General features: G+C 41.5%; 29 protein-coding genes and 1 tRNA gene. 10 read left to right on the plus strand and 20 right to left on the minus strand.

Features of this window, described 5'->3' with window-relative positions; translation table 11 throughout:
* Positions 1–64 precede the first annotated feature (64 nt).
* From B4K11_RS16465 to B4K11_RS16480, 4 genes are all read right to left on the minus strand, one after another.
* Positions 65–139, minus strand: a tRNA-Gly gene (locus B4K11_RS16465).
* 90 nt (positions 140–229) lie between these two features.
* Positions 230–778 (minus strand): CDP-diacylglycerol--glycerol-3-phosphate 3-phosphatidyltransferase, encoded by a 549-nt coding sequence (gene pgsA, locus B4K11_RS16470; RefSeq protein ID WP_292950284.1) that lies wholly within the window; start codon positions 776–778, stop codon positions 230–232.
* 6 nt (positions 779–784) lie between these two features.
* Positions 785–2,623, minus strand: a complete 1,839-nt coding sequence (gene uvrC / locus B4K11_RS16475) for an excinuclease ABC subunit UvrC (protein ID WP_292950285.1) — start codon at positions 2,621–2,623, stop codon at positions 785–787.
* Positions 2,624–2,625: 2 nt separating this feature from the next.
* A complete protein-coding gene (locus B4K11_RS16480) occupies positions 2,626–2,931 on the minus strand; it encodes an excinuclease ABC subunit C (RefSeq protein WP_292950286.1) in 306 nt (101 codons plus the stop codon).
* A gap of 77 nt (positions 2,932–3,008) precedes the next feature.
* Between B4K11_RS16480 and B4K11_RS16485 the strand changes: the two genes are divergently transcribed.
* Positions 3,009–3,836 (plus strand): DUF1853 family protein, encoded by an 828-nt coding sequence (locus B4K11_RS16485; protein ID WP_292950287.1) that lies wholly within the window; start codon positions 3,009–3,011, stop codon positions 3,834–3,836.
* Between the two features lie 84 nt (positions 3,837–3,920).
* Here B4K11_RS16485 and B4K11_RS16490 read toward each other — a convergent pair whose 3' ends face one another.
* Both B4K11_RS16490 and B4K11_RS16495 read right to left on the minus strand, forming a co-directional pair.
* The gene (locus B4K11_RS16490; protein ID WP_292950288.1) at positions 3,921–4,052 is read right to left on the minus strand and encodes a hypothetical protein; all 132 of its coding nucleotides are present in this window, start codon (positions 4,050–4,052) and stop codon (positions 3,921–3,923) included.
* A gap of 116 nt (positions 4,053–4,168) precedes the next feature.
* The gene (locus tag B4K11_RS16495; RefSeq protein ID WP_292950289.1) at positions 4,169–5,038 is read right to left on the minus strand and encodes an NAD(P)-dependent oxidoreductase; all 870 of its coding nucleotides are present in this window, start codon (positions 5,036–5,038) and stop codon (positions 4,169–4,171) included.
* Positions 5,039–5,228: 190 nt separating this feature from the next.
* On the opposite strand from B4K11_RS16495, the gene B4K11_RS16500 reads away from it, so the two are divergent.
* Positions 5,229–5,726 carry a TlpA family protein disulfide reductase gene (locus B4K11_RS16500; RefSeq protein WP_292950290.1) on the plus strand — a complete coding sequence of 166 codons (498 nt, stop codon included), beginning with the start codon at positions 5,229–5,231 and terminating at the stop codon, positions 5,724–5,726.
* Between the two features lie 148 nt (positions 5,727–5,874).
* Here the strand turns inward: B4K11_RS16500 and B4K11_RS16505 are convergent, their stop codons facing one another.
* From B4K11_RS16505 to B4K11_RS16520, 4 genes are all read right to left on the minus strand, one after another.
* Positions 5,875–7,053, minus strand: a complete 1,179-nt coding sequence (locus B4K11_RS16505; RefSeq protein ID WP_292950291.1) for a pyridoxal-phosphate-dependent aminotransferase family protein — start codon at positions 7,051–7,053, stop codon at positions 5,875–5,877.
* Positions 7,054–7,144: 91 nt separating this feature from the next.
* Positions 7,145–7,897, minus strand: a complete 753-nt coding sequence (gene mtnN, locus B4K11_RS16510) for a 5'-methylthioadenosine/S-adenosylhomocysteine nucleosidase (protein ID WP_292950292.1) — start codon at positions 7,895–7,897, stop codon at positions 7,145–7,147.
* A 95-nt stretch (positions 7,898–7,992) separates the two neighbouring features.
* Positions 7,993–9,000 (minus strand): thioredoxin family protein, encoded by a 1,008-nt coding sequence (locus tag B4K11_RS16515; RefSeq protein WP_292950293.1) that lies wholly within the window; start codon positions 8,998–9,000, stop codon positions 7,993–7,995.
* A 111-nt stretch (positions 9,001–9,111) separates the two neighbouring features.
* Positions 9,112–9,858, minus strand: a complete 747-nt coding sequence (locus B4K11_RS16520; RefSeq protein ID WP_292950294.1) for a pseudouridine synthase — start codon at positions 9,856–9,858, stop codon at positions 9,112–9,114.
* A gap of 129 nt (positions 9,859–9,987) precedes the next feature.
* On the opposite strand from B4K11_RS16520, the gene B4K11_RS16525 reads away from it, so the two are divergent.
* From B4K11_RS16525 to B4K11_RS16550, 6 genes are all read left to right on the plus strand, one after another.
* A complete protein-coding gene (locus tag B4K11_RS16525) occupies positions 9,988–10,668 on the plus strand; it encodes a Bax inhibitor-1/YccA family protein (RefSeq protein ID WP_292950295.1) in 681 nt (226 codons plus the stop codon).
* 122 nt (positions 10,669–10,790) lie between these two features.
* On the plus strand, positions 10,791–11,183 hold the full coding sequence (gene tusD / locus B4K11_RS16530) for a sulfurtransferase complex subunit TusD (protein WP_292950296.1): 393 nt from the start codon (positions 10,791–10,793) through the stop codon (positions 11,181–11,183).
* Between the two features lie 16 nt (positions 11,184–11,199).
* Positions 11,200–11,565 carry a sulfurtransferase complex subunit TusC gene (gene tusC / locus B4K11_RS16535; protein ID WP_292950297.1) on the plus strand — a complete coding sequence of 122 codons (366 nt, stop codon included), beginning with the start codon at positions 11,200–11,202 and terminating at the stop codon, positions 11,563–11,565.
* 2 nt (positions 11,566–11,567) lie between these two features.
* The gene (gene tusB, locus B4K11_RS16540) at positions 11,568–11,864 is read left to right on the plus strand and encodes a sulfurtransferase complex subunit TusB (protein ID WP_292950298.1); all 297 of its coding nucleotides are present in this window, start codon (positions 11,568–11,570) and stop codon (positions 11,862–11,864) included.
* 3 nt (positions 11,865–11,867) lie between these two features.
* Positions 11,868–12,179: a TusE/DsrC/DsvC family sulfur relay protein gene (locus B4K11_RS16545; protein ID WP_292950299.1), complete on the plus strand. Its 312-nt coding sequence runs from the start codon at positions 11,868–11,870 to the stop codon at positions 12,177–12,179.
* Between the two features lie 218 nt (positions 12,180–12,397).
* Positions 12,398–12,961, plus strand: coding sequence for a chemotaxis protein CheW (locus B4K11_RS16550; protein ID WP_292950300.1), 564 nt, complete (start codon positions 12,398–12,400; stop codon positions 12,959–12,961).
* 93 nt (positions 12,962–13,054) lie between these two features.
* Here the strand turns inward: B4K11_RS16550 and B4K11_RS16555 are convergent, their stop codons facing one another.
* The 8 genes from B4K11_RS16555 to maoP (B4K11_RS16590) form a co-directional block, all read right to left on the minus strand.
* Entirely contained in the window at positions 13,055–13,273 is a 219-nt protein-coding gene (locus B4K11_RS16555; RefSeq protein ID WP_292950301.1) for a YjbQ family protein, read from the minus strand.
* A gap of 45 nt (positions 13,274–13,318) precedes the next feature.
* Positions 13,319–13,738, minus strand: coding sequence for a secondary thiamine-phosphate synthase enzyme YjbQ (locus tag B4K11_RS16560; protein ID WP_292950302.1), 420 nt, complete (start codon positions 13,736–13,738; stop codon positions 13,319–13,321).
* Positions 13,739–13,745: 7 nt separating this feature from the next.
* Positions 13,746–14,003 (minus strand): hypothetical protein, encoded by a 258-nt coding sequence (locus B4K11_RS16565; protein WP_292950303.1) that lies wholly within the window; start codon positions 14,001–14,003, stop codon positions 13,746–13,748.
* A gap of 125 nt (positions 14,004–14,128) precedes the next feature.
* A complete protein-coding gene (gene maoP, locus B4K11_RS16570) occupies positions 14,129–14,476 on the minus strand; it encodes a DUF413 domain-containing protein (protein WP_292950304.1) in 348 nt (115 codons plus the stop codon).
* Positions 14,477–14,590: 114 nt separating this feature from the next.
* Positions 14,591–14,821: a hypothetical protein gene (locus tag B4K11_RS16575; protein WP_292950305.1), complete on the minus strand. Its 231-nt coding sequence runs from the start codon at positions 14,819–14,821 to the stop codon at positions 14,591–14,593.
* Between the two features lie 56 nt (positions 14,822–14,877).
* Complete coding sequence (locus B4K11_RS16580; RefSeq protein ID WP_292950306.1) at positions 14,878–16,926, minus strand: flavohemoglobin expression-modulating QEGLA motif protein; 2,049 nt, start codon at positions 16,924–16,926, stop codon at positions 14,878–14,880.
* Positions 16,907–17,944 carry a glutathione synthase gene (gene gshB, locus B4K11_RS16585; RefSeq protein ID WP_292950307.1) on the minus strand — a complete coding sequence of 346 codons (1,038 nt, stop codon included), beginning with the start codon at positions 17,942–17,944 and terminating at the stop codon, positions 16,907–16,909. The genes B4K11_RS16580 and gshB overlap by 20 nt, the downstream gene beginning before the upstream one ends.
* 121 nt (positions 17,945–18,065) lie before the next feature.
* On the minus strand, positions 18,066–18,335 hold the full coding sequence (gene maoP / locus B4K11_RS16590; RefSeq protein WP_292950308.1) for a DUF413 domain-containing protein: 270 nt from the start codon (positions 18,333–18,335) through the stop codon (positions 18,066–18,068).
* Between the two features lie 132 nt (positions 18,336–18,467).
* On the opposite strand from maoP (B4K11_RS16590), the gene B4K11_RS16600 reads away from it, so the two are divergent.
* Together B4K11_RS16600 and B4K11_RS16605 are read left to right on the plus strand one after the other, a co-directional pair.
* Positions 18,468–19,346, plus strand: a complete 879-nt coding sequence (locus B4K11_RS16600) for a LysR family transcriptional regulator (RefSeq protein WP_348703087.1) — start codon at positions 18,468–18,470, stop codon at positions 19,344–19,346.
* Between the two features lie 280 nt (positions 19,347–19,626).
* Entirely contained in the window at positions 19,627–19,899 is a 273-nt protein-coding gene (locus B4K11_RS16605) for a hypothetical protein (protein WP_292950309.1), read from the plus strand.
* Positions 19,900–19,930: 31 nt separating this feature from the next.
* Here B4K11_RS16605 and B4K11_RS16610 read toward each other — a convergent pair whose 3' ends face one another.
* Complete coding sequence (locus tag B4K11_RS16610; protein WP_292950310.1) at positions 19,931–20,194, minus strand: secondary thiamine-phosphate synthase enzyme YjbQ; 264 nt, start codon at positions 20,192–20,194, stop codon at positions 19,931–19,933.
* Positions 20,195–20,252: 58 nt separating this feature from the next.
* Positions 20,253–21,353 carry a malate dehydrogenase gene (locus tag B4K11_RS16615; RefSeq protein ID WP_292950311.1) on the minus strand — a complete coding sequence of 367 codons (1,101 nt, stop codon included), beginning with the start codon at positions 21,351–21,353 and terminating at the stop codon, positions 20,253–20,255.
* Positions 21,354–21,492 lie beyond the last annotated feature (139 nt).

The raw sequence follows: 21,492 nt of genomic DNA on the forward strand, positions 1-21,492 counted from the left end.
ACACGGAGTTGCAGTCCGCTGCATGACCACTCTGCCACCGCGCCTCATATACCTGTTTGCAGTTTGGAGCGGGAAACGAGGTTCGAACTCGCGACCCCAACCTTGGCAAGGTTGTGCTCTACCACTGAGCTATTCCCGCTCTGCTGTAACAAGTGGTGCGTATTATAGAGACCCTCTCTTATAAGTCAACACTGTAATGATAAAAAAATTCTGCTTAATTATTAACCACTTACATCTCTTCAGATAAGGATGGCCATGCAGCTCTAAGGTACTGATACATAGACCATAATGTAAGAATTGCCGCGGCATATAAAACAGCAATTCCCACATAGGATATATCTGTATAAGGTTCTACAACGATCATAAGCATAATCGCAAGCATCTGAAGTGCGGTTTTTAGCTTGCCGATATTAGATACTGCGACGTTTGCACGCTTGCCAATCTCTGCCATCCACTCTCTCAAGGCAGAAATTACAATCTCTCTTCCGATAATAACAACCGCAGGAATGGTAACCCATAAGCTTGCGTAGCCCTCCACCAACAAAGCCAGCGAGATAACGACCATTAACTTATCGGCTACTGGATCCAAAAATGCACCAAAGGGTGACGTTTGATCAAGCTTGCGCGCTAGATATCCATCCAGCCAGTCAGTGAAGCCTGCCACAGCAAAAATAATGCCTGTCGCAAGCGGCGCCCATTCATACGGGAGGTAATATACCAATACGAAGATGGGGATAAAGAGTATGCGTAAACTTGTCAGTATATTGGGTATTTTCATCTAATCTTATACATCTGGATGAAGTGCTGAGTAAATCTCCTCAGCTATTGTCTGGCTTATGGTAGAGACTTTTGCGATTTCTTCAATACTCGCACGCTCAACTTCCTGTATTCCGCCAAAATGACGTAGTATTTCCCGCCTTCTTTTCGGTCCTACTCCAGGGATATCCTCTAAAACCGATTTCTTCCGTGCTTTTCCTCTTCTTGCTCTATGCCCTGTGATTGCAAATCGGTGAGCTTCATCCCGTATATGCTGCATTAAGTGCAGTGCTGAGGAGTCGCTCTCTAAAACAGTTTCTTCGTTAGTATCTCCTGACACTAACACTTCGAATCCAGCCTTGCGTGTGGGCCCTTTTGCTATACCTATCACTAATACTTCATTAATAGAGAGTTCATCAAGAACTTCCATCGCTTGTGTAACCTGACCTTTACCGCCATCAATCACTAATACATCAGGAAGTTTACCCTCTCCCTTTTTAAGTCGCGTATAGCGCCTATGCAAAGCCTGATGCATAGCTGCATAATCGTCACCGGGCGTGATATTTTCAATATTAAAGTGCCGATAATCACTTTTAAGGGGGCCGTTAATATCAAACACCACACATGAAGCAACGGTCGCCTCCCCTGAGCTATGACTGATATCAAAGCACTCAAGTCGTTTCGGAAGCTCTTCCAGTCCCAATAACTCTTGCAACTCAAGGTAGCGGTTATACGTGTTCTTCTTATTAGCGAGGAAGCTGTTTAATTGCTGTTCTGCATTGGTGTAAGCGAGCTTCTGCCACCCTGCTCGCTCACCGCGTACTTGATGAGTGAGAGTGACTTTTTTATTTCTTTCAGTTTCCAGTGCGGCTTCTATGCACTCTCTGTCTGAAATTTCTTGGCTTGATATAACATAGGCAGGAATGTCCCTTACGCCTGTTAAATACCATTGCGGGATAAACGAAGAGAGGATCTCAGATTCGCTTTGCTCAACAGATACCTTCGGATGGTAGGATTTACTGCCTATTACACGGCCACCACGTACAAAGAGCATATAGATACAAACCCCACCAGGCTTGATGGCGCAAGCAACAACATCGGCATCACCCTGCAAGCCAGTAACGCACTGCTGCTCCTGTACCTTTTGCAGGCTAATTAATTGATCACGGTACTCGGCTGCTTGTTCAAAATTTAATTCAGTAGACGCCTGCTCCATACGGCCTGCTACTTCATCCATAACAGCGCTGTTTTTACCTTCCAGAAACATAGCGGCATGACGAATATCATCCTGATAATTCTCTACGGAGATATTCTCAACACACGGAGCGGTACATCGTTTAATCTGATATTGAAGGCAAGGCCTAGATCTATTCTTAAAGAAACTTTCATCACACTGGCGAATACGAAAGATCTTCTGAAGGAGGTTTAAGCTGTCACGTACAGCACCACCGCTTGGGAATGGCCCAAAATAACGTCCTTTCTTACGTTTAGCTCCACGACTAAAGCGTACAGCAGGATAGTCATCCTTATCTGATATAAAAATGAATGGGTAAGATTTATCGTCACGTAATAAAATATTATAAGGAGGACGATATTGCTTGATCAAATTCTGCTCTAAAAGCAGCGCTTCTGTTTCGCTATTAGTAACAGTGACTTGGATGTCTGCAATTTTGGCCACAAGAGCCGCTGTCTTTATATGCAGCCCCGTTGTACGAAAATAGCTACTGACCCGATTTTTAAGGCTTTTAGCCTTACCAATGTAGAGCAGCTTTTCATCTTGATCATACATCTGATATACGCCAGGGCGCGTTGTCAGCTGCTTTAAAAAAGCCTTTGAATCAAAGACTTCTGATATTTCTGTCGTCACGTCTACTTGTCAGCCACGGTTTCTAGTTTACGTGTTTCCATATATTCATGGGTTGCTACACGATGTATCTCTTCCAAAGCCTCAAGCGTGCCTTCAGTGATGCCTGCGCCTCGGGAGAGTGAAACCTCCAAATAAACACCAATTTCAGCGTAGTAACATAGCTGTGCATCGGTGCTTTTTGCGCGCCTAAGCTTAGTTAATGATATCTGGGCGCCATTTACTAAAATTGTATTAATATCAGATTCGGATAGCATTACCTCACGGTTCTGCTCACTTAGTGGTCTATTGTTGTTATCTGTACGCGTCATCACTACTCTCTTAAATCATTATCCGATTTTAACTCTACTTTAAGCATTTAATGGCTGCCTGTAACTAGATATTTAATATGAATGACGACCTTTTTTGGATTTTAAACGCCCAGCCCCTAATGAATGATAAATCCCCTTGCACAGACTCAGCTACTGAATGGCTTAATAAGCTGTATGAAGAGATTGACCCTGACATTCTACAGAACACTTATAAACCCCTTCGCTTAAATCCAAGACTAGGTATTTATTATGAAGATATGGTTAATACGATTATTAATAGTTCACCCTATCTACATAATTTAAAAAGAAATATACAGGTAAATACTAACGGCGTTACCCTAGGCGAGTTTGATTTTCTTGGAACCGCCAACGGCCATAATGGCGAATATGATTTCCATTTAGAATGTGCAGTTAAATTCTATATTTGTACAGGTGAAGGGACGAAACTTTCAGATTTTGTTGGCCCCAATAAGCGTGACAGGCTTGATATAAAATATCAAAAAATGCTCACGAAGCAACTCACTCTTTCACAAGAACCCGCAGGACAAAGCCTATGTGCTGAGTTAGGGCTTTGCCCCACTCGTTTCATGATGCTACTGCAAGGTTATCTATTTTATCATTTTAAAAAAGAACGCCCCGTAATAGGTATGCATGCAGACATTAACCCTAATCATAATCAGGGCTGGTGGCTTTATGAAAATGAAATGATGGCATTAGGTGGGCAATATGCTTATCAAGTACTCTCAAAACCAAGCTGGCTGGCCATTAAAAAAGGCAAAATATTTAGCTTAAGTGAATTACAGCTGCATATTACTTCAATGTCGCACCCTGCTTTAATCGCTCGACTGAACGGAGAAACATTGCACGAAATAGATAGGGGGTTTGTGATGCCGATCGGCTGGTAGATTGCTAGATTGGTTCGAAGGAGCATGAAGGGAATTCACCGGGCATCTTGCACTTAAATACAGAATGCCCGATTAAATAATTGCTTATTGGTTCGCTGCAGCAGCGTCCTTAGCAATTACTTTTTTAAGAACAACAATGCCCACTACTGTGCCAACAATCATTGCAGCAACGATAGCTAGGCTTGGTGCAACTGAGATTAAGCTATATTTATCCATAGAACTGTCCTCGATATTCTGTAGTAATAGTATTTTGAATATTTCGCGACATTATATAGCCTGTTTCATTGATGTCTATCAGCATATGGCACATAAAAACCCCTTAAAATAAGTGGCTATTTGTCATTCTCTAGACGTTTCAATAAACTTGAAGTGTCCATACGGCCTCCCCCCATGGCTTGTACGTCGGCATAAAACTGATCAACCATGGCCGTTACTGGTAAACGAGCTCCATTTTTTCTTGCCTCATCAAGCACAATACTAAAATCTTTGCGCATCCAATCAACTGCAAAACCAAAATCATACTGGCCTTCGATCATGGTTTGGTGACGATTAACCATCTGCCATGAACCTGCAGCGCCATGCTGAATCACATCAAAGACCTGCTCAGCATCTAGGCCTGAGCATTTTGCAAAATGAACAGCTTCAGAAAGGGACTGCAGTAAACCACCAATACATATCTGATTAACCATTTTAGCTAGCTGACCCGAGCCCACTGGCCCAAGCAGAGAAATTGACTTTGAATAACAGTCCATCACCGGGGATACTTTGCTAAATGAGGCATCGTCTCCGCCGACCATGACACTAAGAACACCATTTTCCGCACCCGCTTGTCCACCAGATACCGGCGCATCAAGAAATCCAATCTCTAGTTCGGCTGCTTTAGCTGCGATATGACGCGCTATATCTGCTGAAGCGGTTGTGTGATCGACAAGCACTGAACCCGCAACCATCCCCTCAAGAACCCCATTAGCCTCACAGACCACTTGATTCAAGTCTTGGTCGTTACCGACACAAACGAAAACAATATCAGCGCCTTTAGCTGCTTCTGCAGGGGTTAAGCTGAATTGGCCTTCATATTCATCTACCCAGCTTTCCGCCTTGGCTGTTGTTCGATTGTAAACATTGACCTGATGACCCCCCTTAGATAGATGTCCTGCCATTGCATAACCCATGACACCTAAACCAATAAATGCAACGTTCATATTCACTCCATCTCTTGTGAAATTGATTCAACAACACGTTATTTGAGCCTTCAATTGAATTCTGCCCCATTCCAATTGAACTGATGATGACATCTATGCTCATATACAATTATGAAAACAATCTACACTACGCGGTAAGATCTTGGCTATGAGTTTGCTATGATTAACGCCCAATCAAATGAGCCTTGTAATGAATTTCTTTAAAAAACTTAGCCTGTCTTTCTTATTCTTTATCGCTTTTTCCGCTCACGCAGGGCTGGATAATGATCTGTATAAGATAAAGCTCCCCAACCCTGATAACGAGCAAGTTAGCTTGGCTCAATATAAAGACAAGGTGATTCTTCTTAATTTTTGGGCTACTTGGTGTCCACCATGCATTAAGGAGATGCCGTCAATGCAAAGATTAAGGGATCATTTTGAGGGTCAGCCTTTTGAAATTATTGCTATCAATACGGGTGATGACCCGACTTCAGTTTCAAGTTTTCTTTTTGAGCTTGAGACTGAACTTACCTTCCCTATTCTTTTAGATGAACAAGGCCAGTCTTATCAGCAATTTGGTATACGCGGTTTACCGATGACGCTTATTTTTGATAGAAATGGAGAGATGGTAGAAAAGGTTTTAGGCGGGCGTGAGTGGGATAGTGCAGAATCGATCAAAGCCATCCAAACGGTAATAGAATATAATTAATTTTTTTATATCATAACGTTAAAGACCTATCTTAAACCAAAAAAAGCCCTCTAAATACAGGATCAAAAATATAACCCATACAGTATTTAGAGAGCCTTTCCTCAATGTTAGCGCATCTCTGCGCTAACAGATCTCATACGCTGTACACTTATTTAGCAAAGACAGCCGCTGCTGCTTGTGCTGCCACACCGACCTTAATCGGCGCATCCATTCCTGCAAGCGTGTTTTCAAGTGCGTCTAAGCAAAGCATTACATTGCGCTGTGTTGATGCAGTACCCATTAGACCGATGCGCCATACTTTGCCCGCCAAAGCCCCAAGGCCAGCACCAATCTCAAGATTGTAGTTTTGCAGTAATGCAGTACGTACAGCTGCATCATCTACGCCCTCTGGGATTAGCACTGAGTTTAGCTGTGGCAGGCGGCTATCTTCATCTACTAAGAAACCAATACCCATCGCTTCAAGTCCAGCACGTAGTGCTAGGTGATGCTTCTGATGGCGCGTATATGCGTTATCAAGTCCCTCTTCCTCTAGCATCACTAATGCTTCATGCAGCGCATACAGTGAGTTAACCGGAGCTGTGTGATGATATGCGCGCTTACCGCCGCCACCCCAGTAACCCATAACTAGGTTAGTGTCTAAAAACCAGCTTGGTACCGGTGTTGTACGGTTCTGAACCGCTTCAACCGCCTTAGCACTGAAGCTAACAGGGGAGATACCTGGAGGACAAGACAAGCATTTCTGTGTGCCAGAATAGATAGCATCAATGCCCCAGCCGTCAACATCAACATTAACACCACCTAAAGATGTAACAGCATCAACAATGGTGAGTGCGCCATTAGCCTGAGCAAGTTCACATAAAACTTTAGCATCGGAACAAACGCCAGTCGATGTTTCAGCATGAACAAAAGCCAATGCTTTAACATCAGCGTTTGCAGCAAACGCAGCTTTTACTTTTTCGATACTAACCGCTGTGCCCCACTCATCTTCAACAAGAATGCATTCGCCACCAAAACGTACCACGTTTTCCTTCATGCGGCCGCCAAAAACACCGTTCTGGCATACAATGACTTTGTCACCGGGCTCAATAAGGTTTACAAAACAAGCTTCCATACCTGCAGATCCAGGTGCAGAGATCGGCATGGTTAGCTCATTCTTTGTTTTGAAAAGGTTTTTTAGCATCTCCTTCACTTCATCCATCATTCGGATAAATTCAGGATCAAGGTGCCCGATGGTTGGGCGAGCCATAGCGGCTAAAACTCGAGGGCTAACATCAGATGGGCCAGGTCCCATTAATGTACGTACAGGAGGGTGAAAAGAGGTAGTCATTGTAAGGCCCTTATTCATGCTTATTAAAGCGTAAAGTTATAAAGGCCCTATTTGTATCAGCTGTTAGCTAACTCATCAATAATCTTTTGGATCAGTTAACAGATAACTCATCGATCATTGCGATAATCATCTCGGCAGAATGCTTAGCTGCAGTGACTAAAAATTGATCAAAACTAACGCCAGACTCTTTGCCTGCGATGTCTGAAAGTGCGCGAATGATGATAAACGGCGTAGAGAACTGATAGCAGGTTTGCGCAATGGCTGCCGCTTCCATCTCAACAGCTTTCATCTGTGGGAAAAGTTCACGCTTACGCTCAACACGTACGGGATCATTCATAAATTGATCGCCCGTAGCGATTAAGCCGCGTACTGTTTTCATTCCTTCCATGCGAGCGATACAGCGCTCAGCAATTGCTGCTAGCGTTTCATCTGGCTTGAAAGCTGCTGGCTGCTGAGGGACCTGACCATATTCGTAACCAAAAACTGTCAGGTCAACATCATGGTGGCGAACTTCAGAAGAGATCACAATATCACCGACCTCAAGGTCTGGATCAAAGCCGCCAGCAGAGCCAGTGTTTATAATAAAATCGGGCTTAAACATTTGCAGCAAAATGGTTGTCCCAATTGCTGCATTCACTTTACCAATACCTGATTTCAGAAGAACAATATCTTTACCGTGGAGTTTTCCGGTATATAGATGATATCCAGAGACCTGATGATCTTCTCTATTATCAAGGGATGCTTTTAGTAGCTCTACTTCTTCGTCCATTGCACCAATAATACCGATGCGTACGTTACCACTTTTCTGCTTAAGCAGTTCCGCCATGTTTTGCTCTGTGCTCATCTAAGGGGGCTACCGTTTTATCCAGTTATAATAGGTGTATTACTTATAAGGATTAGAGCACAGCTCCACTTAAAAAAATAGCTTTCAAGGCACCGTTATTCGGTGATTTTAACATTTTTTCCCGCTTGCCTGAGTCTATCCGCTCGTTCATTGATATAGCGCTGAAACTCGGGTAATCGTTGATAAATTTTATCGCTGACATATTCAAGTGATGCGTGAAAATGGAAACGTTGAACATAGCCGTCGATTCTAAACCTCTCTTTGAGGTTTTCGTCATATAGAATCACACTAGGAAAATACGTTAAACCAAGTTTGTCTGCCCACTGCTGCGCGGTTAATTGAGTATCATTATCTACAGTTATTAGATGTTCACTGGAAAGATCAGCCCTCAGGGTTTGATACGCTGAAAGTAATTGATGTGTATCCTTACGTGACAGAACCTGTTTATGTAACTGTTCGCAGTCTAAGCATCCAGGGTATTCAAATAATACAGCTACAGGCTTTTGCTGATCATCACTGGCTAAAATATCTATCTGCTTAAAATCGTTAGACGGATAAAGTTTATCTTTGGCGCTATTATTTATGAGAGACTGTGCTAGCGAATGTTTCTGAGAGCCTGTGATTACATAATCGAAGATCTTTGCTAAATCCTCTTTACTGCGATATCCATTAATGCGCAGTGGCTTTTCATCTCCACTTCTATAAAAAAATAGCGTCGGCGTAAACTGAACATTCCATTGTATAGCTAACTGCTTCTCCGAGATTAGTTCACCGTTTAGCAGAGTAACTTCTCTATCACCCCATAAATTGAGTGCCACTACATCAAAGTGCTTTTGTATAAATTCACTGAATTGAGGATCAAGAAAACTTTGCTGTACGAGATTATAACAGTAGGGACAGCCCGCTTGATGGAAATAGATTAAGAGGTGTTTGCCCTCCTCTTTTGCTTCATTGATATCTTCAGCAATATCCAGAAAGCGATCTTTGAACCAATAAGGTTCTTCTATAGTGGCTCCTGAATACTCAATCAGTTGAGTACTATTATTATCTGCATAGATAGAGGCTGAGATAGCAATTAATAAAAAAAACAGAACCTGCTTCATACATATATCTCCTTTATGCATCTATTTTAGATGATAAAACCCAACTAATTTTGAAAGCTATAACTTTAGCTAACGACTCAACAAAATAAGCATTAGTGAATCATTGAGTCATCAAAGGGTTTCTGAGGGGTAGAGCCCATGCCAGCCAAATTCTTGGAATAACTTTTCCGTATAAGGGTCTACAGGTGCAGTGATATCCATCTTCTCCTGGGTCATTGGATGTTCGAACTGGATATTAGTTGCCATTAGCATAAGCCGCTCAAGCTCAAAATTCTGTCTGAATGATTTGTTATGCTTGTTATCGCCATGGTTCGTATCTCCAACAATTGGATGGAAAATATGTTTCATATGGCGCCGTATCTGATGCTTTCTACCGGTTTTAGGCTTAACTTCAACCAGTGAATATCGAGACTTTTCATATCTGCCGACGGGGATATCAAGCTCTACAGTTCCAAGTCGACGATAGCTAGAAACCGCTTCTTGAGGCTCTTTGTCTTTGCTCGCATGCTTGTCTGCAATTTTATCTAACTCCTCCTTCAGAGCATAATCAATCACATCCGCTTCAGGCGTGTAACCTCTAACCAAGCATTGGTAGGTCTTCTCTACCTGGCGCTCTGCAAAAATAAGATTCATCTTTTGCGCCACTTCTTTATTTTTACCAAATAAGATAACGCCGGATGTTGGACGATCCAAACGATGAATCGTATATGGGCTACCGCCATTAAAGTACTCTTTAAGCATAGAGGCTAGATTTGGAGTGCCTCGCGGAGCAATCCAACTAGGATGAACAAGAATCCCAGATGGCTTATTAAGCGCAATAATGTCGTCATCTTCAAAAAGTATATTTAAGTCACACATGATATTTTCATCTATTTAAGAGGGCGCAGATTCTACTTGAGAGTAAAACTATGTAAAGATACCTTGAAAAACCAACTAAAATGCTTATATATAGAGATATATAAAACAGGGAATCTCCTCGAGGATAACATGCGTAACGTAAATACTTATGATGTTCGTTCGGAACAATCAGTATTAGAAACGAACAAAGTGATTCGAAACACTTATATGCTGTTAGCAATGACAATGGTGGTTAGTGCTATCACTGCTGGTATTTCAGTCATGCTAAACCTACCAATGATTGTCGCTTTCGGCAGTATGATTGTTGGTTTTATAATGATCTTCATTCTTAACAAGAAGCAAAACAGTGCTGCTGCCCTGCCCTTAGTATTTTTGTTTACGGGCCTTATGGGGCTTGGATTAGGTCCTATTATTAATCAGTACCTAGGCATGACGAATGGCGGTGAAATTGTCATGACCGCGCTTGGCATGACTGCTTTCACTTTCTTCGGTCTATCTGCTTATGTATTAACAAGTAAGAAAGACTTTAGCTTTATGGGCGGTTTTCTAGCAGCTGGCATGATCGTAGGCCTTATCGCTATGGTTGCTCTGTTAGTTTTGCCTATGTTCGGCATTCAGCTTGGCGCCCTTCATTTGGCCTTCTCTGCATTTATTGTTTTACTTATGTGTGGTTTTATTCTTTACGATACAAGCAATATCGTAAACGGCACATACACAAACTACATCATGGCGACTGTTAGTTTGTACTTGAATATCTACAACCTATTTATTCATCTATTGAGCCTTGTTGGCTTCTTAAACGATGACTAAATAGTTTTGCTTCTAAAAAAGCCCCGCTATCTTTGCTAAGATAGCGGGGCTTTTTAGCTTATAGTGCTTTATTGTTATCAATCTGCCCTCTTAATCTGCAGGGCCTGCATTAGATTATTACTATGAAATTTTCTTTGGTTGTACATGCCTCCCCTTTTAGTGAGCAAGCATCCTCCACCGCATACCGATACGCTAAATGTCTTTTAAGCCAAGGACATGAGATCTACCGTGTTTTTTATTATGGTGATGGAGTTATGGTTGCAAATAGCCAAATCGCACCACCACAAGATGAGGCTAATCTTCCCAAGCTCTGGACTGAACTCGCCAATGAGCATTCCCTTGATTTGGTCGTGTGCATCGCTGCCGCTGTTAAGCGGGGCGTACTAGATCAAAACGAAGCTAAACGTTATGAAAAAGATGCTGCCAATCTAGCGGATGGTTTTGAACTGTCAGGGCTGGGTCAATTAGCTGAAGCGATAGCGATCTCTGATCGCGTTGTTACTTTTGGAGGCTGAAGTATCAGCATTAAAGATGAGCGATAAAAAAAGCATACTAATTATCAATCAATCAGCACCTTACGGAAGCAGTAAAGCGCGTGAGTCACTCGATGTTGCGCTTACCTGCTCAATCTTTGATATGCCCGTATCACTGCTTTTTATCGGTGATGGTCTCTTTCAATTGATTAAGGGACAATCTCCAGAGCTACTGGATATGAAAAAGCATGAGGCTATGCTAACCGCACTGCCCATGTACGATATTGAGCAGATTTTTGTAACCGAAGATGATCTAAAAACAAACGGCCTGACTGAACAAGATCTAGCACTTTCAGTTAATGTCGTTTCCCGAGACATGATCTCTTCACTTATTCAAAACCACGACTCTGTTATGACGTTCTAATTATGAATTTACACACGATCAACAAAACTTCACAACATACTGCACTTTACGAGAATATGTTAAGCGCTGTTTCGGGCAAGGATACGATCTTACTCATTGAAGATGGCGTGTATAGTGCTCTAGAAGCTCATTCAGGGCTTTTTCAGCACCTTTCGAGTGATATTGAAATCTTAGCACTCGAAGCCGATGTAAGTGCTCGTGGCCTTACAGGTAAGCTTGCTAGCTATGCACAAGTCATTAATGACAATGCGTTTGTACAACGTAGCTGTGAAAATGACAAAGTTATTAGTTGGTACTAAATCATGTCGATAGAGTTTGATGAAGAAGGGTTCTTACGAAACCTGTCTGATTGGTCTGAAACTGTAGCAGAGGAAATAGCACAATCAGAAGGCATCTGCCTAAATGACTCTCACTGGGAAGTGATCATGGTGATTCGCGAGTTTTATCAAACCTTTCAACTATCTCCTGCGATGAGGCCTTTAGTTAAGGCTGTAGCAAATAAGCTAGGAAAAGATAAAGGAAAGAGTATTTATCTCTTAAAGCTGTTCCCTGGCAGCCCAGCCAAGTTAGTTGCAAAGATTGCTGGTCTACCTAAACCAGACAATTGCCTTTGATAAATAGAGAAAAGCTAACTCATACAGCTGAATTTATTACTCTTTTTTAAATAATTCTGTTTCAACCGCTCCTTTGCTGGTCTATGCTTTAACAAAATGTATTTCGAAGCTTTTCAATAGCCTCTAAGCTATGGGATACTCGAATTAAACAGAAAGTGGTTTTTTAAGGTTTCAAAAATCCGCTTTAGTCAGTAGTAATTTCGGATGGGTAGAACACCATGGGTCTAGAAGCAGCAGCGGAACACCTCAAAAGCTTACAAGCTGAACAAGCCTTACATCAGCAAGATTCTTCTGAAGGCAGAAGAAGCAACCAGGAAGAAGAGGTTTATCATCAATGGGCTACATTCAAAGTTGATAATGAACTTTATGGCGTTGATGTAGTTCAAGTAAAAGAAGTTCTTCGTTACAGTGCTATTACACCTGTCCCGGGCTCTGATCACTTTATCCTTGGTATTATCAATCTCCGAGGCAATGTAGTTACGGTTATCGATACCCGTCAGATGTTTGGGCTTACTCCTCATGCACCTGACGACGATACGCGTATTATTGTTGTTGAGTACAATGAGCAAGAGGTTGTAGGTCTAGTTGTTGATAGCGTTGATGAAGTAATTAACTTACCTCAAAATGATATTGATCGCGCACCTAATGCCACAGGCGAAGAAACAACTAAGCGTTTTGTAATGGGTGTTTCTTACTACAATACAATTCTGATTATTCTACTAGATCTGTTGAAAATGTTACAAAGTATTACGCCAATCGACACTGGCGATGATGCATTTTAGTTATTGCATTCAATAGGTTAGATTCACAATTTAAGGCTGCATTTGCAGCCTTTTTTTTATTTTCGCTTTCAACTTACCGCCCTATATGTACCGCTATTTTCTCTTACCGCCTGAGTGTCTATGCTCCCAACAAAACACGCCTTGCCAAGTTCCTAGACAAAGACGTCCCTGAAAAATTGGGATTGAAAGTGACGTCGCCGTTAATGCTGATTTAATATGTGCTGGCATATCCGTTATACGGATGAGTTGTTCTTCATGTGGACGCCTGAAAACCTTACCAATTAAGCTTTTTACTTTTTTACGTATGTCCATAACCCTCTCCTTTTTGTGGACCTTTAACCTTGTAAAGTGTCCATATCATTCTCCGTTAATCGTAACTACTAGAGTCCTCTTTCCTCCGTGGTTTCTATGTTCGCAAAGGTAAACCCCCTGCCATGTTCCGAGATTCAATCTTCCGTCGGTGATTGGAATACTTAAGCTGTTTCCAAGCAAACTAGACTTGATGTGGGCGGGTAAATCGTCGCTACCTTCATAAATATGCGTGTAGTAAGGCTGATTTTCTGGAACAAGCCTATTAAAAAAGCTATCAAAGTCGTCCCGTACTGATGGGTCCGCATTCTCATTAAGAGTGATAGATGCAGATGTATGCTTCAGTAAAATATTCAGAATGCCAATTTTGACGGACGATATTTCAGGGACAAGAGATACTAGTTCCTCAGTAACTAAATGAAAGCCCCTCTCGCGTGCACGCAGACTAACCTCATTTTGCAACCACATAAATATGCTACCTAGCTATCTGGATTACGTTATCAAATCGTCTCAACTCTTTCTCAAGTTGAGCAATTCGTTCAATCAACATAAGTTCACGATTGAGCGACTCATGGTACAGCTCTCGGTAATGAGCTGTTTTGCTTCTCTCTTTTTGTAACTGAGCAGTCTTAGATGGAGCTTTTTTACTCAATACCTCACTAACAGTGTCAATTGCCGTAATGAGTTCAGCAAAAGATGAGCGTGATCTCTTGATCGATTCACATACTATCAAAAAGCCTTCTTTTGAAACTAGCTCAAAAAAAGGCTGCACCTAAAACAGTCAATTAGGTACAGCCAATATCAGAAAAACACTTGTTGGTTTCTCTGATGAAGCACTTATTACTCCATGAACGAACTTTACATTTCCTCCTCCGACAAAACGGACTGACTAAGTCTCTTTTTGTTAAAGCTTACGGTATTAGATGCAGCTGTAACTTTGCTCTGATACCTCTGCCACAGACGTTCATGTACAGTCTCAGCTTGCTTCTTACCAGAACAAAAAGCGACAAACTCCCTTTCAGCCTCACCTCTTGGTTTTCTTAAACCAGTAGCAAGTTCTTGGTAAGCATTACCTTTCAAATCAAGCAAACCAGCCTGCTCAATCGTAAACTCTCCACTTTTTAAGAAACCATATGGAAAGTGCACTTTGTCTTCAAAACGCTTATCTGTACGAAAGCAATCATGAAACTTAGTTTCGAGTTCCATCACCAACCCCTTAACTATGTCTATTTTCTGCAAGTATTAATGCAGAATCATTTAAGGTAAAACGATGTTTTTTTATCGTTGTTAATCGAAAATACTTATTGCTAAATCAACGCCTTAGAAGTCGTAGTTCCCATAACTCCAGTCACTATTTTCACGTAAACTTTTCTTAGCTAATCGCTCTTCGATATCTCTCCAACGAGTCTTCCTTTTATTACGCTTATTCTCTTCTTGGGCCTGATCCCAATCTTCATCATGCTTTCTATGCCTAAATGTTTTCCTGAATGGGGAGCCGCGTTCATCAGGTTCATAGTCATAATCTTCATCAAAAAAGTCTTTCTTATTCATGTCATCTTTCTCGAAAAAGGGCAGCACCCCTTACCGAAAGGTGCTGCCAAAGGATCCTATGCAATGCCTCGTAAGTCACCGCACAAGTTATCCATTAAGCAAACAGGAGCTGTAGGCTTAATAGAGGAAACAAGGTAATTCAAAATATCTGAGACAAATTCGGGCTTAGCTAGGTATTCAGGCACAAACTGTGGCTTAGCAATAAGCTCTCTTTCTATCAGTTCGTTAATGATACCGAGGTAAGCAAAACCCGTTTTACCAACATATAAGCTGCTGATATCACAATCCTTATAAAGCCTTAGGGCCTCACTAACACCTCGAAGGTACAAATAGTCCTTAGTGAAACCACCGCTACGATGAACGCGGACAGATAACTTAAATGCATCATCTGTTGGCATTTTCATCTCTTCGTGTAAGTAGCTATAGGTATGACGAAAATCACCATACTTAAGCATCTCCTTCACAGCGATAACTCTGAGCGCTAGCCCCTGCAATCGTGTTAAGCACATATTTCCGCTATGGAATTCGTTAAGGATTGCTAACCCTTCTTGAGTCATCGTGTTACCAGGTAGACCCAATGAAAAAACTTTTAAAGGCTGAGATGCAGCATTTAAAGTAGTCGCCATATGCACGCCTAATTCATGGTGCGCTAATGCGTTTACTTCTGTTTCTGTTAATAAAGCGTCTTTATTCACGAACAAGGTACGCTTTGCACCGGAAACCATTGCGGAAGCAACTATTTTTGAGGAAAGCTCAACTTTGCACTTCATACCCCAATCGGAAGCCTTCAAACGGAAATACTCCACGGCTTCAGCGGCATCTATACGCTTATCAGTTTCCGGATCATATTTAGCCGCGTGTAAAAGGAATTGAGCATTGGCCTCATCTTCTAAACTTGGTTCGCCGTAATACCGCAATGAGCTATAAACAAACTGGGAACTACCCGCATTTACCAATAAATCGATCTTGCTAGATAAACCATCGATCACTTGGCAATACATCTTCTGAATACCAACGTCTCGAATTTTATCTACAGGTAAACGATAGAGTTTTTCTCGAAACTCATAAGGATTAATAGCCAAAGGTTTGTATCTAAATTCAGGTTGATAATTACCTTTCTTCGCTAAGAACTTACGTTTTTCCTGCGCAATATTGACCGGATTAATATAATTGAGGGTCTCCATACCCTTAGCTAATTTAGCCAGTTCTTTATCCACTTTGATAATTGCTGGATCCAATTTGGACGACAGCATATCTAAGCGGCGCAACCTCGGTTTTTTAGAATGCGCTCTTGCGAAATATGCCCCTATATCAGTTAGAACATGTTTAAAGCCGGACTTTAATTCATCCAAAACAATTGGATATTTTTCTCCAGAGAGTTCATCCATGAAAACTTTTTTGACTTCACAAGGAATGACTAAGGTATTTTCGTATCGACTGTTAATGTGAGAAATAAGATAGCCACGCCCATAGAAAACATCATCCAAGTTTGCCGTAACAGTATCATTTGATAACTCAAGCTTACTCATTGAAGAGCGGAACTTATCAAGTACGCGTCCCCAACGATCAATATCAATTTGCTCAGTCCCAACGTTAAAAGTAGGCGTATCCCTTTCAATTCGTTTGTAATTGTAGGAATGCACGTCAAATACGATACAAGCACCAAAAAGTTCTTCCACTTTTGCGACTAACGCATCCAATACGCGGTAAAAAGCTTTGTGTTTCTCTATACTTTTTCGTCTCAAGCTCTTTGGCAGACTCTTCACCCAAACATCTTTTCCCCAAGCCTTGGTATAGATGCACCTTGCCAACGGCCTATTGAGGTCGTACTCATATCTAGAATCTTTACCAATTAATGTAATGGGCATAGATTCAATCAACTCGCCCGTGTAAGGGTCTTCTTCATAAAGCCTGTTTTCGTCAGATAATGAACAAAATGACACCAACTCTTGACTAAAATTGTGGCCGTCATGAACAGCAGCACAAACCGCTGGGGTATATGCCTCAACTTTCAAAGAAAAGGCTCCATCTTGATGCTCACATTCGAAGAAAGCACCTTCAGAGATTAATTTTAAAATCTCTTTTTCAGACAGTTTCTGCATCATCTATTACCTTTCTGAAAGCGCTCTTACGCTCCAAAACCATCTCTTTAGCTGAGACAACATTCTCAATAAAGTTGATAACTTTGCATTGCAGTTTCACTCTATTAAGACGATTAATACGGGTGATACCACCTGGGCTAAGTACGTTCACCTCGATCAACTTTCCATTAATCACATCGAGCCCAACAAAATAGAGCCCATCACGAACCAATTGCGGTCCTATAGCGCGACAAAGCTCTTTCTCTTCCTTAGTAAGATGGTGCTTAACCTCTTTACCCCCTGCGTGGATATTAGAACGGACATCATCTCCAGCAGGGACGCGACGCATAGCGCCTATAGGCTCACCATTCAACATAAGAATGCGCACATCACCTTGATCAGCACCTGTCACATACTCTTGTAAAATGACATAGTTGCTCGCATCACCTGACCCTATATAGAAATCCAATAACGATCTGAAGTTCTGTCTCGCATTTTTCTCAATGACGATAACGCCCTGACCACCAAACCCATTTAGAGGCTTCATAATCATTTTTTCAGTCGGCGAATCCTTTAACACTTGTTCTAGGTATTCACGATTTTTTGATACATGAGTCGCAGGTACAAATCGGCATGCATCACCACTAAATGAAGCTGGATAAAGTTTATTGTTTGCAACGCGCAGACCATCAATATCATTCATAATGAACACATCGTTTCGAACCGAATCTAAAAAGTTCAGCGCCACTGTATCCAGAGGTGGATTAGCACGCATAATGATCACGTCAAAACCAGCTAACGGCAGTTTGCACCGTTTAAATTCAGCCTTACGATAAAAAGACGGTATATTGCTGCTCAGCTTTGTATCGCGCTTCAAAACATTACAAAAAGCATGCGCCTCGCTATCCCTGACAGTCAGACTATTTGGTGTAGTCAGAGCGACTGTATGGCCTCTAGAAGCAGCCTCATGGATCATCCTTAAAGTGGTGTCACTTTCAGGTGAAATTCGTTCCCATGGATACATCAAAAAGCAAATTTTCATTTCTACACCAAATATCGATTTAAAATTTTAATCAGTTAAAAAAGATCAAAAAAAAAGCAGCCTATGTAAAAGAAAACTCTCGTTCATAGGCGGCTTTAGTCTTAAGTTATTTAAAATCTAACTACAAACCAGCAGCCTTAGAGACATAATGGAACCACGTTCGCTCATGAATATTTGAAGGTAGTTTCCCCCCCTTACAAAAATCCACAAACTGCCTTTCAATAAGCACAATCGGTTCTCTATGCCCTTTAGCGAAAGCAGAATACGCATGACCATGTTTTTCGAGTAATGCCGCCTCTTCTGCGGAAAAGGCATCACTTTTACAGAACCCATCTGGATAATTTTGATGATCACTGAAACTACTTTCAGTCAAAAACGCTACTTGAAACATTGTTAGACCCAAACACCCTTTAAAGGAGCCAAATTGGCTTGTTAACCTTCAGTTGCAATTATTAACGCAGTGTTATTAACTGTAAAACGATGTTTTTTTATCATTTCAATCGATTTTTTTTATGGAAGAATTATGGATATAGGTTTGCTTAGAACGTTCCTAGAGGTTTCTAAAACAAGGCACTTTGGGAAAACAGCGGAAAACTTATACCTAACGCAGTCAGCGGTCAGCTTTCGGATACGTCAGTTAGAAGAGTTAGTTGGGCTGCCTTTATTTTCTAGGCAACGAAATAACATTATGCTGACAAGCGCCGGGGAACGGCTAATTCCTCATGCAGAGAACATTCTTGCTTCGTGGCAGATTGCACTTCAGGATGTAGGTCTTCCGGAACAGCAAGAGATGCATCTATCTCTAGGCGGTATTTCTAATTTATGGGGAACCTTTCTTCAATCCACTCTCCCCAAATTGGCCGAAGCTTTTCCTCAGATATCTATAAGAACGGAAATCAACTCTCATTTAGAGCTAACTAGAGCGTTAATCGCTGGAAGGCTAGATATGGCTGTAGTGCTGGACCCTCCTAGTTTGGCCGAGCTTAAGACCAATAAAATTGGTCAAATTGAGCTCGCTTTAGTGACCAATAAAATGGGGGCTAAATTCAGCGATATTTATGATATTGGTTATGTATTTGTAGATTGGGGCACAGCATTCAATATGAAGCATGCAAAGCTATTTAAAAAACCAGTAGCACCTGTACTGCATACCGAACAAAGCCAAATAGCATTAGAATTTTTATTAACAAACGGGGGAGCTGCTTTCTTGCCGATGAGCCAATTAGAAACCTATCTTCAAGAAGGACAATTGCATTTGATAGAAAGGGTTAAAACCGTGAAACGTTCTGTGTACGCCGTATATAGTAAAAATGCTCCAGAGCACCTCAATATAGAACCAATTATCGAGCTACTCTATGAGGTAGAATTGAAGCCCGAAACAACTCTTCAGCCGTTAGAATAATGAGTTTGATACAGAATAACTACTATCTTATTAACAAGATAGTAGTATCCGAATTACCACTTTGTACTCTGCTAGCTTAGCTCTCTCAATCAGCTAATTAGTTATAGTCGCTTCGCCTTCCCGCTAGTTCGAAATCAGGTAACTGATCTGCTTTCGAAAGCAATTAATGTATTGGGGATTATTACTAGGCTTGTTCAAATCAACCAGCGATTTTCATATAACGTCTAGCTTCCTGAAGCTTAGGCATTTGATAAACCAGCCTCACTTATAGGATAACCAGATGAAAACCATTAAAGCTCTTGCATCTGATGATCAGGCTATTTCACTTCCAAAAGACTTTCTCAACCACTTAGGTGCGAAAGATGGTGAAAGTATTGCTATCGATTTATCTGCTTCCTCATCAATCACACTTCATCCTCATATACATTGTGAAGCTCAAACTATAGAGGAATTATTTTCACAAACAGAAGAGATTGAGGCAGCTGGAGATAACGAAACAGTTCAAATGCTTAATTCGATTCGACAGATCTTAGCTGAGTCAATGTCCATATAAATCTTATATGCACATACTCGATATTAATAACTTATATAACCCGTACATCCAAGCCTTCATAGACATGGGTATACAAACGATCCCCTTCAGGCACTAATCTGTTAATCCAGTTTTCTAAATCAGCTTTAGCGCTTGGATCTGCATTCTCCTGTATTACTAAGCTTGCACTCGTATGCTGTATGTGGAGATTACAGATGCCACTATCAATTTTAGCTTGTGATACTAAATCTTCTAACAGCGCAGTGAATTCTACAAGCCCTTGTTTATGAGTAGTAACAGTAAGAATTTCAACCATAAAAAATGCCCCTTGTTTGAAGGGGCATTTTAGCAGAGCATGAACAAGAATATCTGTTCTACATAACCCTGTTTGTTGTCATAAACTTACTATCAGCATCAGGCCCAGTATTATCAGCATATAGCGTAATGCCCGAACGCAGGCAGATAGATAGGTTCTGATGAGACTCTTCTGTCTCTTTAGGAAGAAGATGGTCAACAACCGCCTTCTCATCCAATAGCTCCTGCTCAGTGGCAGTTAAACGCTGTCGGCTGAAATCCCCTACTTCGATATCATGAACAATCTGGTAGCGACCATAGTTACAACGCACAGGGAACGAATAGAAGATCCCTTTTGTAATACCGTAGCTACCATCACTAAGAATACCCATGCTGATAATTTCGCCTGGGTCTGTACCCAGTACCCAATCGCGCATCTGATCGACGATCGCTTGCGCTGCTGAAGCTGCACTTGAAAGCCCACGTGCATCGATGATTTCACCGCCACGCTTCTGAACTTTAGGTATAAACTCGTCTCGATACCATGCAGTATCAATTTGAGCCATTGCTGGTTTACCAAGAATTGTCGCTTGATGTAGATCTGGGTACTGAGTTGGAGAATGGTTACCCCAAATCATAATACCGCCAATATCACGAGTAGTCGCACCACAGTGATTGGCCAAAATACCCTTAGCACGGTTATGGTCTAAACGTGTTAAGCAGGTAAACTGAGACGGGCTTAATTTAGGTGCATTTCGGCTAGCAATCAGTGCGTTTGTATTTGCCGGATTACCCGTAACAAGTACTTTTACATCACTGTTGGCAAAATCATTTAGTGCTTTACCCTGACGCGCAAATATTTCCGCATTCTCTTCAAGAAGGTCGCGGCGCTCCATACCAGGACCGCGAGGCTTAGCCCCTACAAGTAAAGCATAGTGAGCATTACTGAATCCGTCTTCTACATTGTCATGTAAAGTAATGGTGTGTAATAACGGGTAGGCACAATCCATCAACTCCATCGCAACACCGCGAAGAGAATTCATTGCATGGGGCAATTCAATTAATTGAAGAATAACGGGCTGATCTTTACCCATCATCTCTCCAGCTGCAATTTTAAATAATAAGCTGTAGCTAATTGCACCAGCGGCGCCAGTAACGGCTATACGAACAGGACGTCTCATACCTTATAAACCTCTTGAAATATTCTTAGACGAATTAAGAATAATTGATACGAAAGTATAACAACCATGCAAAGGTAAGTAATTATTTCTTTAGCACTATTCTTACCTGCGCTATAGATGCATGCTCACATCTTGAGCA

It is taken from the genome of Neptuniibacter sp. UBA6509, from assembly GCA_002435145.1.
GTDB lineage: Bacteria > Pseudomonadota > Gammaproteobacteria > Pseudomonadales > Balneatricaceae > Neptuniibacter.

Bases quoted from the DNA above. Each gene is read 5' to 3' on its own strand.
- pgsA (WP_292950284.1), bottom strand. From the start codon at position 778: ATGAAAATACCCAATATACTGACAAGTTTACGCATACTCTTTATCCCC.
- B4K11_RS16480 (WP_292950286.1), bottom strand. From the start codon at position 2,931: ATGACGCGTACAGATAACAACAATAGACCACTAAGTGAGCAGAACCGT.
- B4K11_RS16485 (WP_292950287.1), top strand. From the start codon at position 3,009: ATGAATGACGACCTTTTTTGGATTTTAAACGCCCAGCCCCTAATGAAT.
- B4K11_RS16490 (WP_292950288.1), bottom strand. From the start codon at position 4,052: ATGGATAAATATAGCTTAATCTCAGTTGCACCAAGCCTAGCTATCGTT.
- B4K11_RS16495 (WP_292950289.1), bottom strand. From the start codon at position 5,038: ATGAACGTTGCATTTATTGGTTTAGGTGTCATGGGTTATGCAATGGCA.
- B4K11_RS16500 (WP_292950290.1), top strand. From the start codon at position 5,229: ATGAATTTCTTTAAAAAACTTAGCCTGTCTTTCTTATTCTTTATCGCT.
- B4K11_RS16505 (WP_292950291.1), bottom strand. From the start codon at position 7,053: ATGACTACCTCTTTTCACCCTCCTGTACGTACATTAATGGGACCTGGC.
- mtnN (WP_292950292.1), bottom strand. From the start codon at position 7,897: ATGAGCACAGAGCAAAACATGGCGGAACTGCTTAAGCAGAAAAGTGGT.
- B4K11_RS16515 (WP_292950293.1), bottom strand. From the start codon at position 9,000: ATGAAGCAGGTTCTGTTTTTTTTATTAATTGCTATCTCAGCCTCTATC.
- B4K11_RS16520 (WP_292950294.1), bottom strand. From the start codon at position 9,858: ATGTGTGACTTAAATATACTTTTTGAAGATGACGACATTATTGCGCTT.
- B4K11_RS16525 (WP_292950295.1), top strand. From the start codon at position 9,988: ATGCGTAACGTAAATACTTATGATGTTCGTTCGGAACAATCAGTATTA.
- tusD (WP_292950296.1), top strand. From the start codon at position 10,791: ATGAAATTTTCTTTGGTTGTACATGCCTCCCCTTTTAGTGAGCAAGCA.
- tusC (WP_292950297.1), top strand. From the start codon at position 11,200: ATGAGCGATAAAAAAAGCATACTAATTATCAATCAATCAGCACCTTAC.
- tusB (WP_292950298.1), top strand. From the start codon at position 11,568: ATGAATTTACACACGATCAACAAAACTTCACAACATACTGCACTTTAC.
- B4K11_RS16545 (WP_292950299.1), top strand. From the start codon at position 11,868: ATGTCGATAGAGTTTGATGAAGAAGGGTTCTTACGAAACCTGTCTGAT.
- B4K11_RS16550 (WP_292950300.1), top strand. From the start codon at position 12,398: ATGGGTCTAGAAGCAGCAGCGGAACACCTCAAAAGCTTACAAGCTGAA.
- B4K11_RS16555 (WP_292950301.1), bottom strand. From the start codon at position 13,273: ATGGACATACGTAAAAAAGTAAAAAGCTTAATTGGTAAGGTTTTCAGG.
- B4K11_RS16560 (WP_292950302.1), bottom strand. From the start codon at position 13,738: ATGTGGTTGCAAAATGAGGTTAGTCTGCGTGCACGCGAGAGGGGCTTT.
- maoP (WP_292950304.1), bottom strand. From the start codon at position 14,476: ATGGAACTCGAAACTAAGTTTCATGATTGCTTTCGTACAGATAAGCGT.
- B4K11_RS16575 (WP_292950305.1), bottom strand. From the start codon at position 14,821: ATGAATAAGAAAGACTTTTTTGATGAAGATTATGACTATGAACCTGAT.
- B4K11_RS16580 (WP_292950306.1), bottom strand. From the start codon at position 16,926: ATGATGCAGAAACTGTCTGAAAAAGAGATTTTAAAATTAATCTCTGAA.
- gshB (WP_292950307.1), bottom strand. From the start codon at position 17,944: ATGAAAATTTGCTTTTTGATGTATCCATGGGAACGAATTTCACCTGAA.
- maoP (WP_292950308.1), bottom strand. From the start codon at position 18,335: ATGTTTCAAGTAGCGTTTTTGACTGAAAGTAGTTTCAGTGATCATCAA.
- B4K11_RS16600 (WP_348703087.1), top strand. From the start codon at position 18,468: ATGGATATAGGTTTGCTTAGAACGTTCCTAGAGGTTTCTAAAACAAGG.
- B4K11_RS16605 (WP_292950309.1), top strand. From the start codon at position 19,627: ATGAAAACCATTAAAGCTCTTGCATCTGATGATCAGGCTATTTCACTT.
- B4K11_RS16610 (WP_292950310.1), bottom strand. From the start codon at position 20,194: ATGGTTGAAATTCTTACTGTTACTACTCATAAACAAGGGCTTGTAGAA.
- B4K11_RS16615 (WP_292950311.1), bottom strand. From the start codon at position 21,353: ATGAGACGTCCTGTTCGTATAGCCGTTACTGGCGCCGCTGGTGCAATT.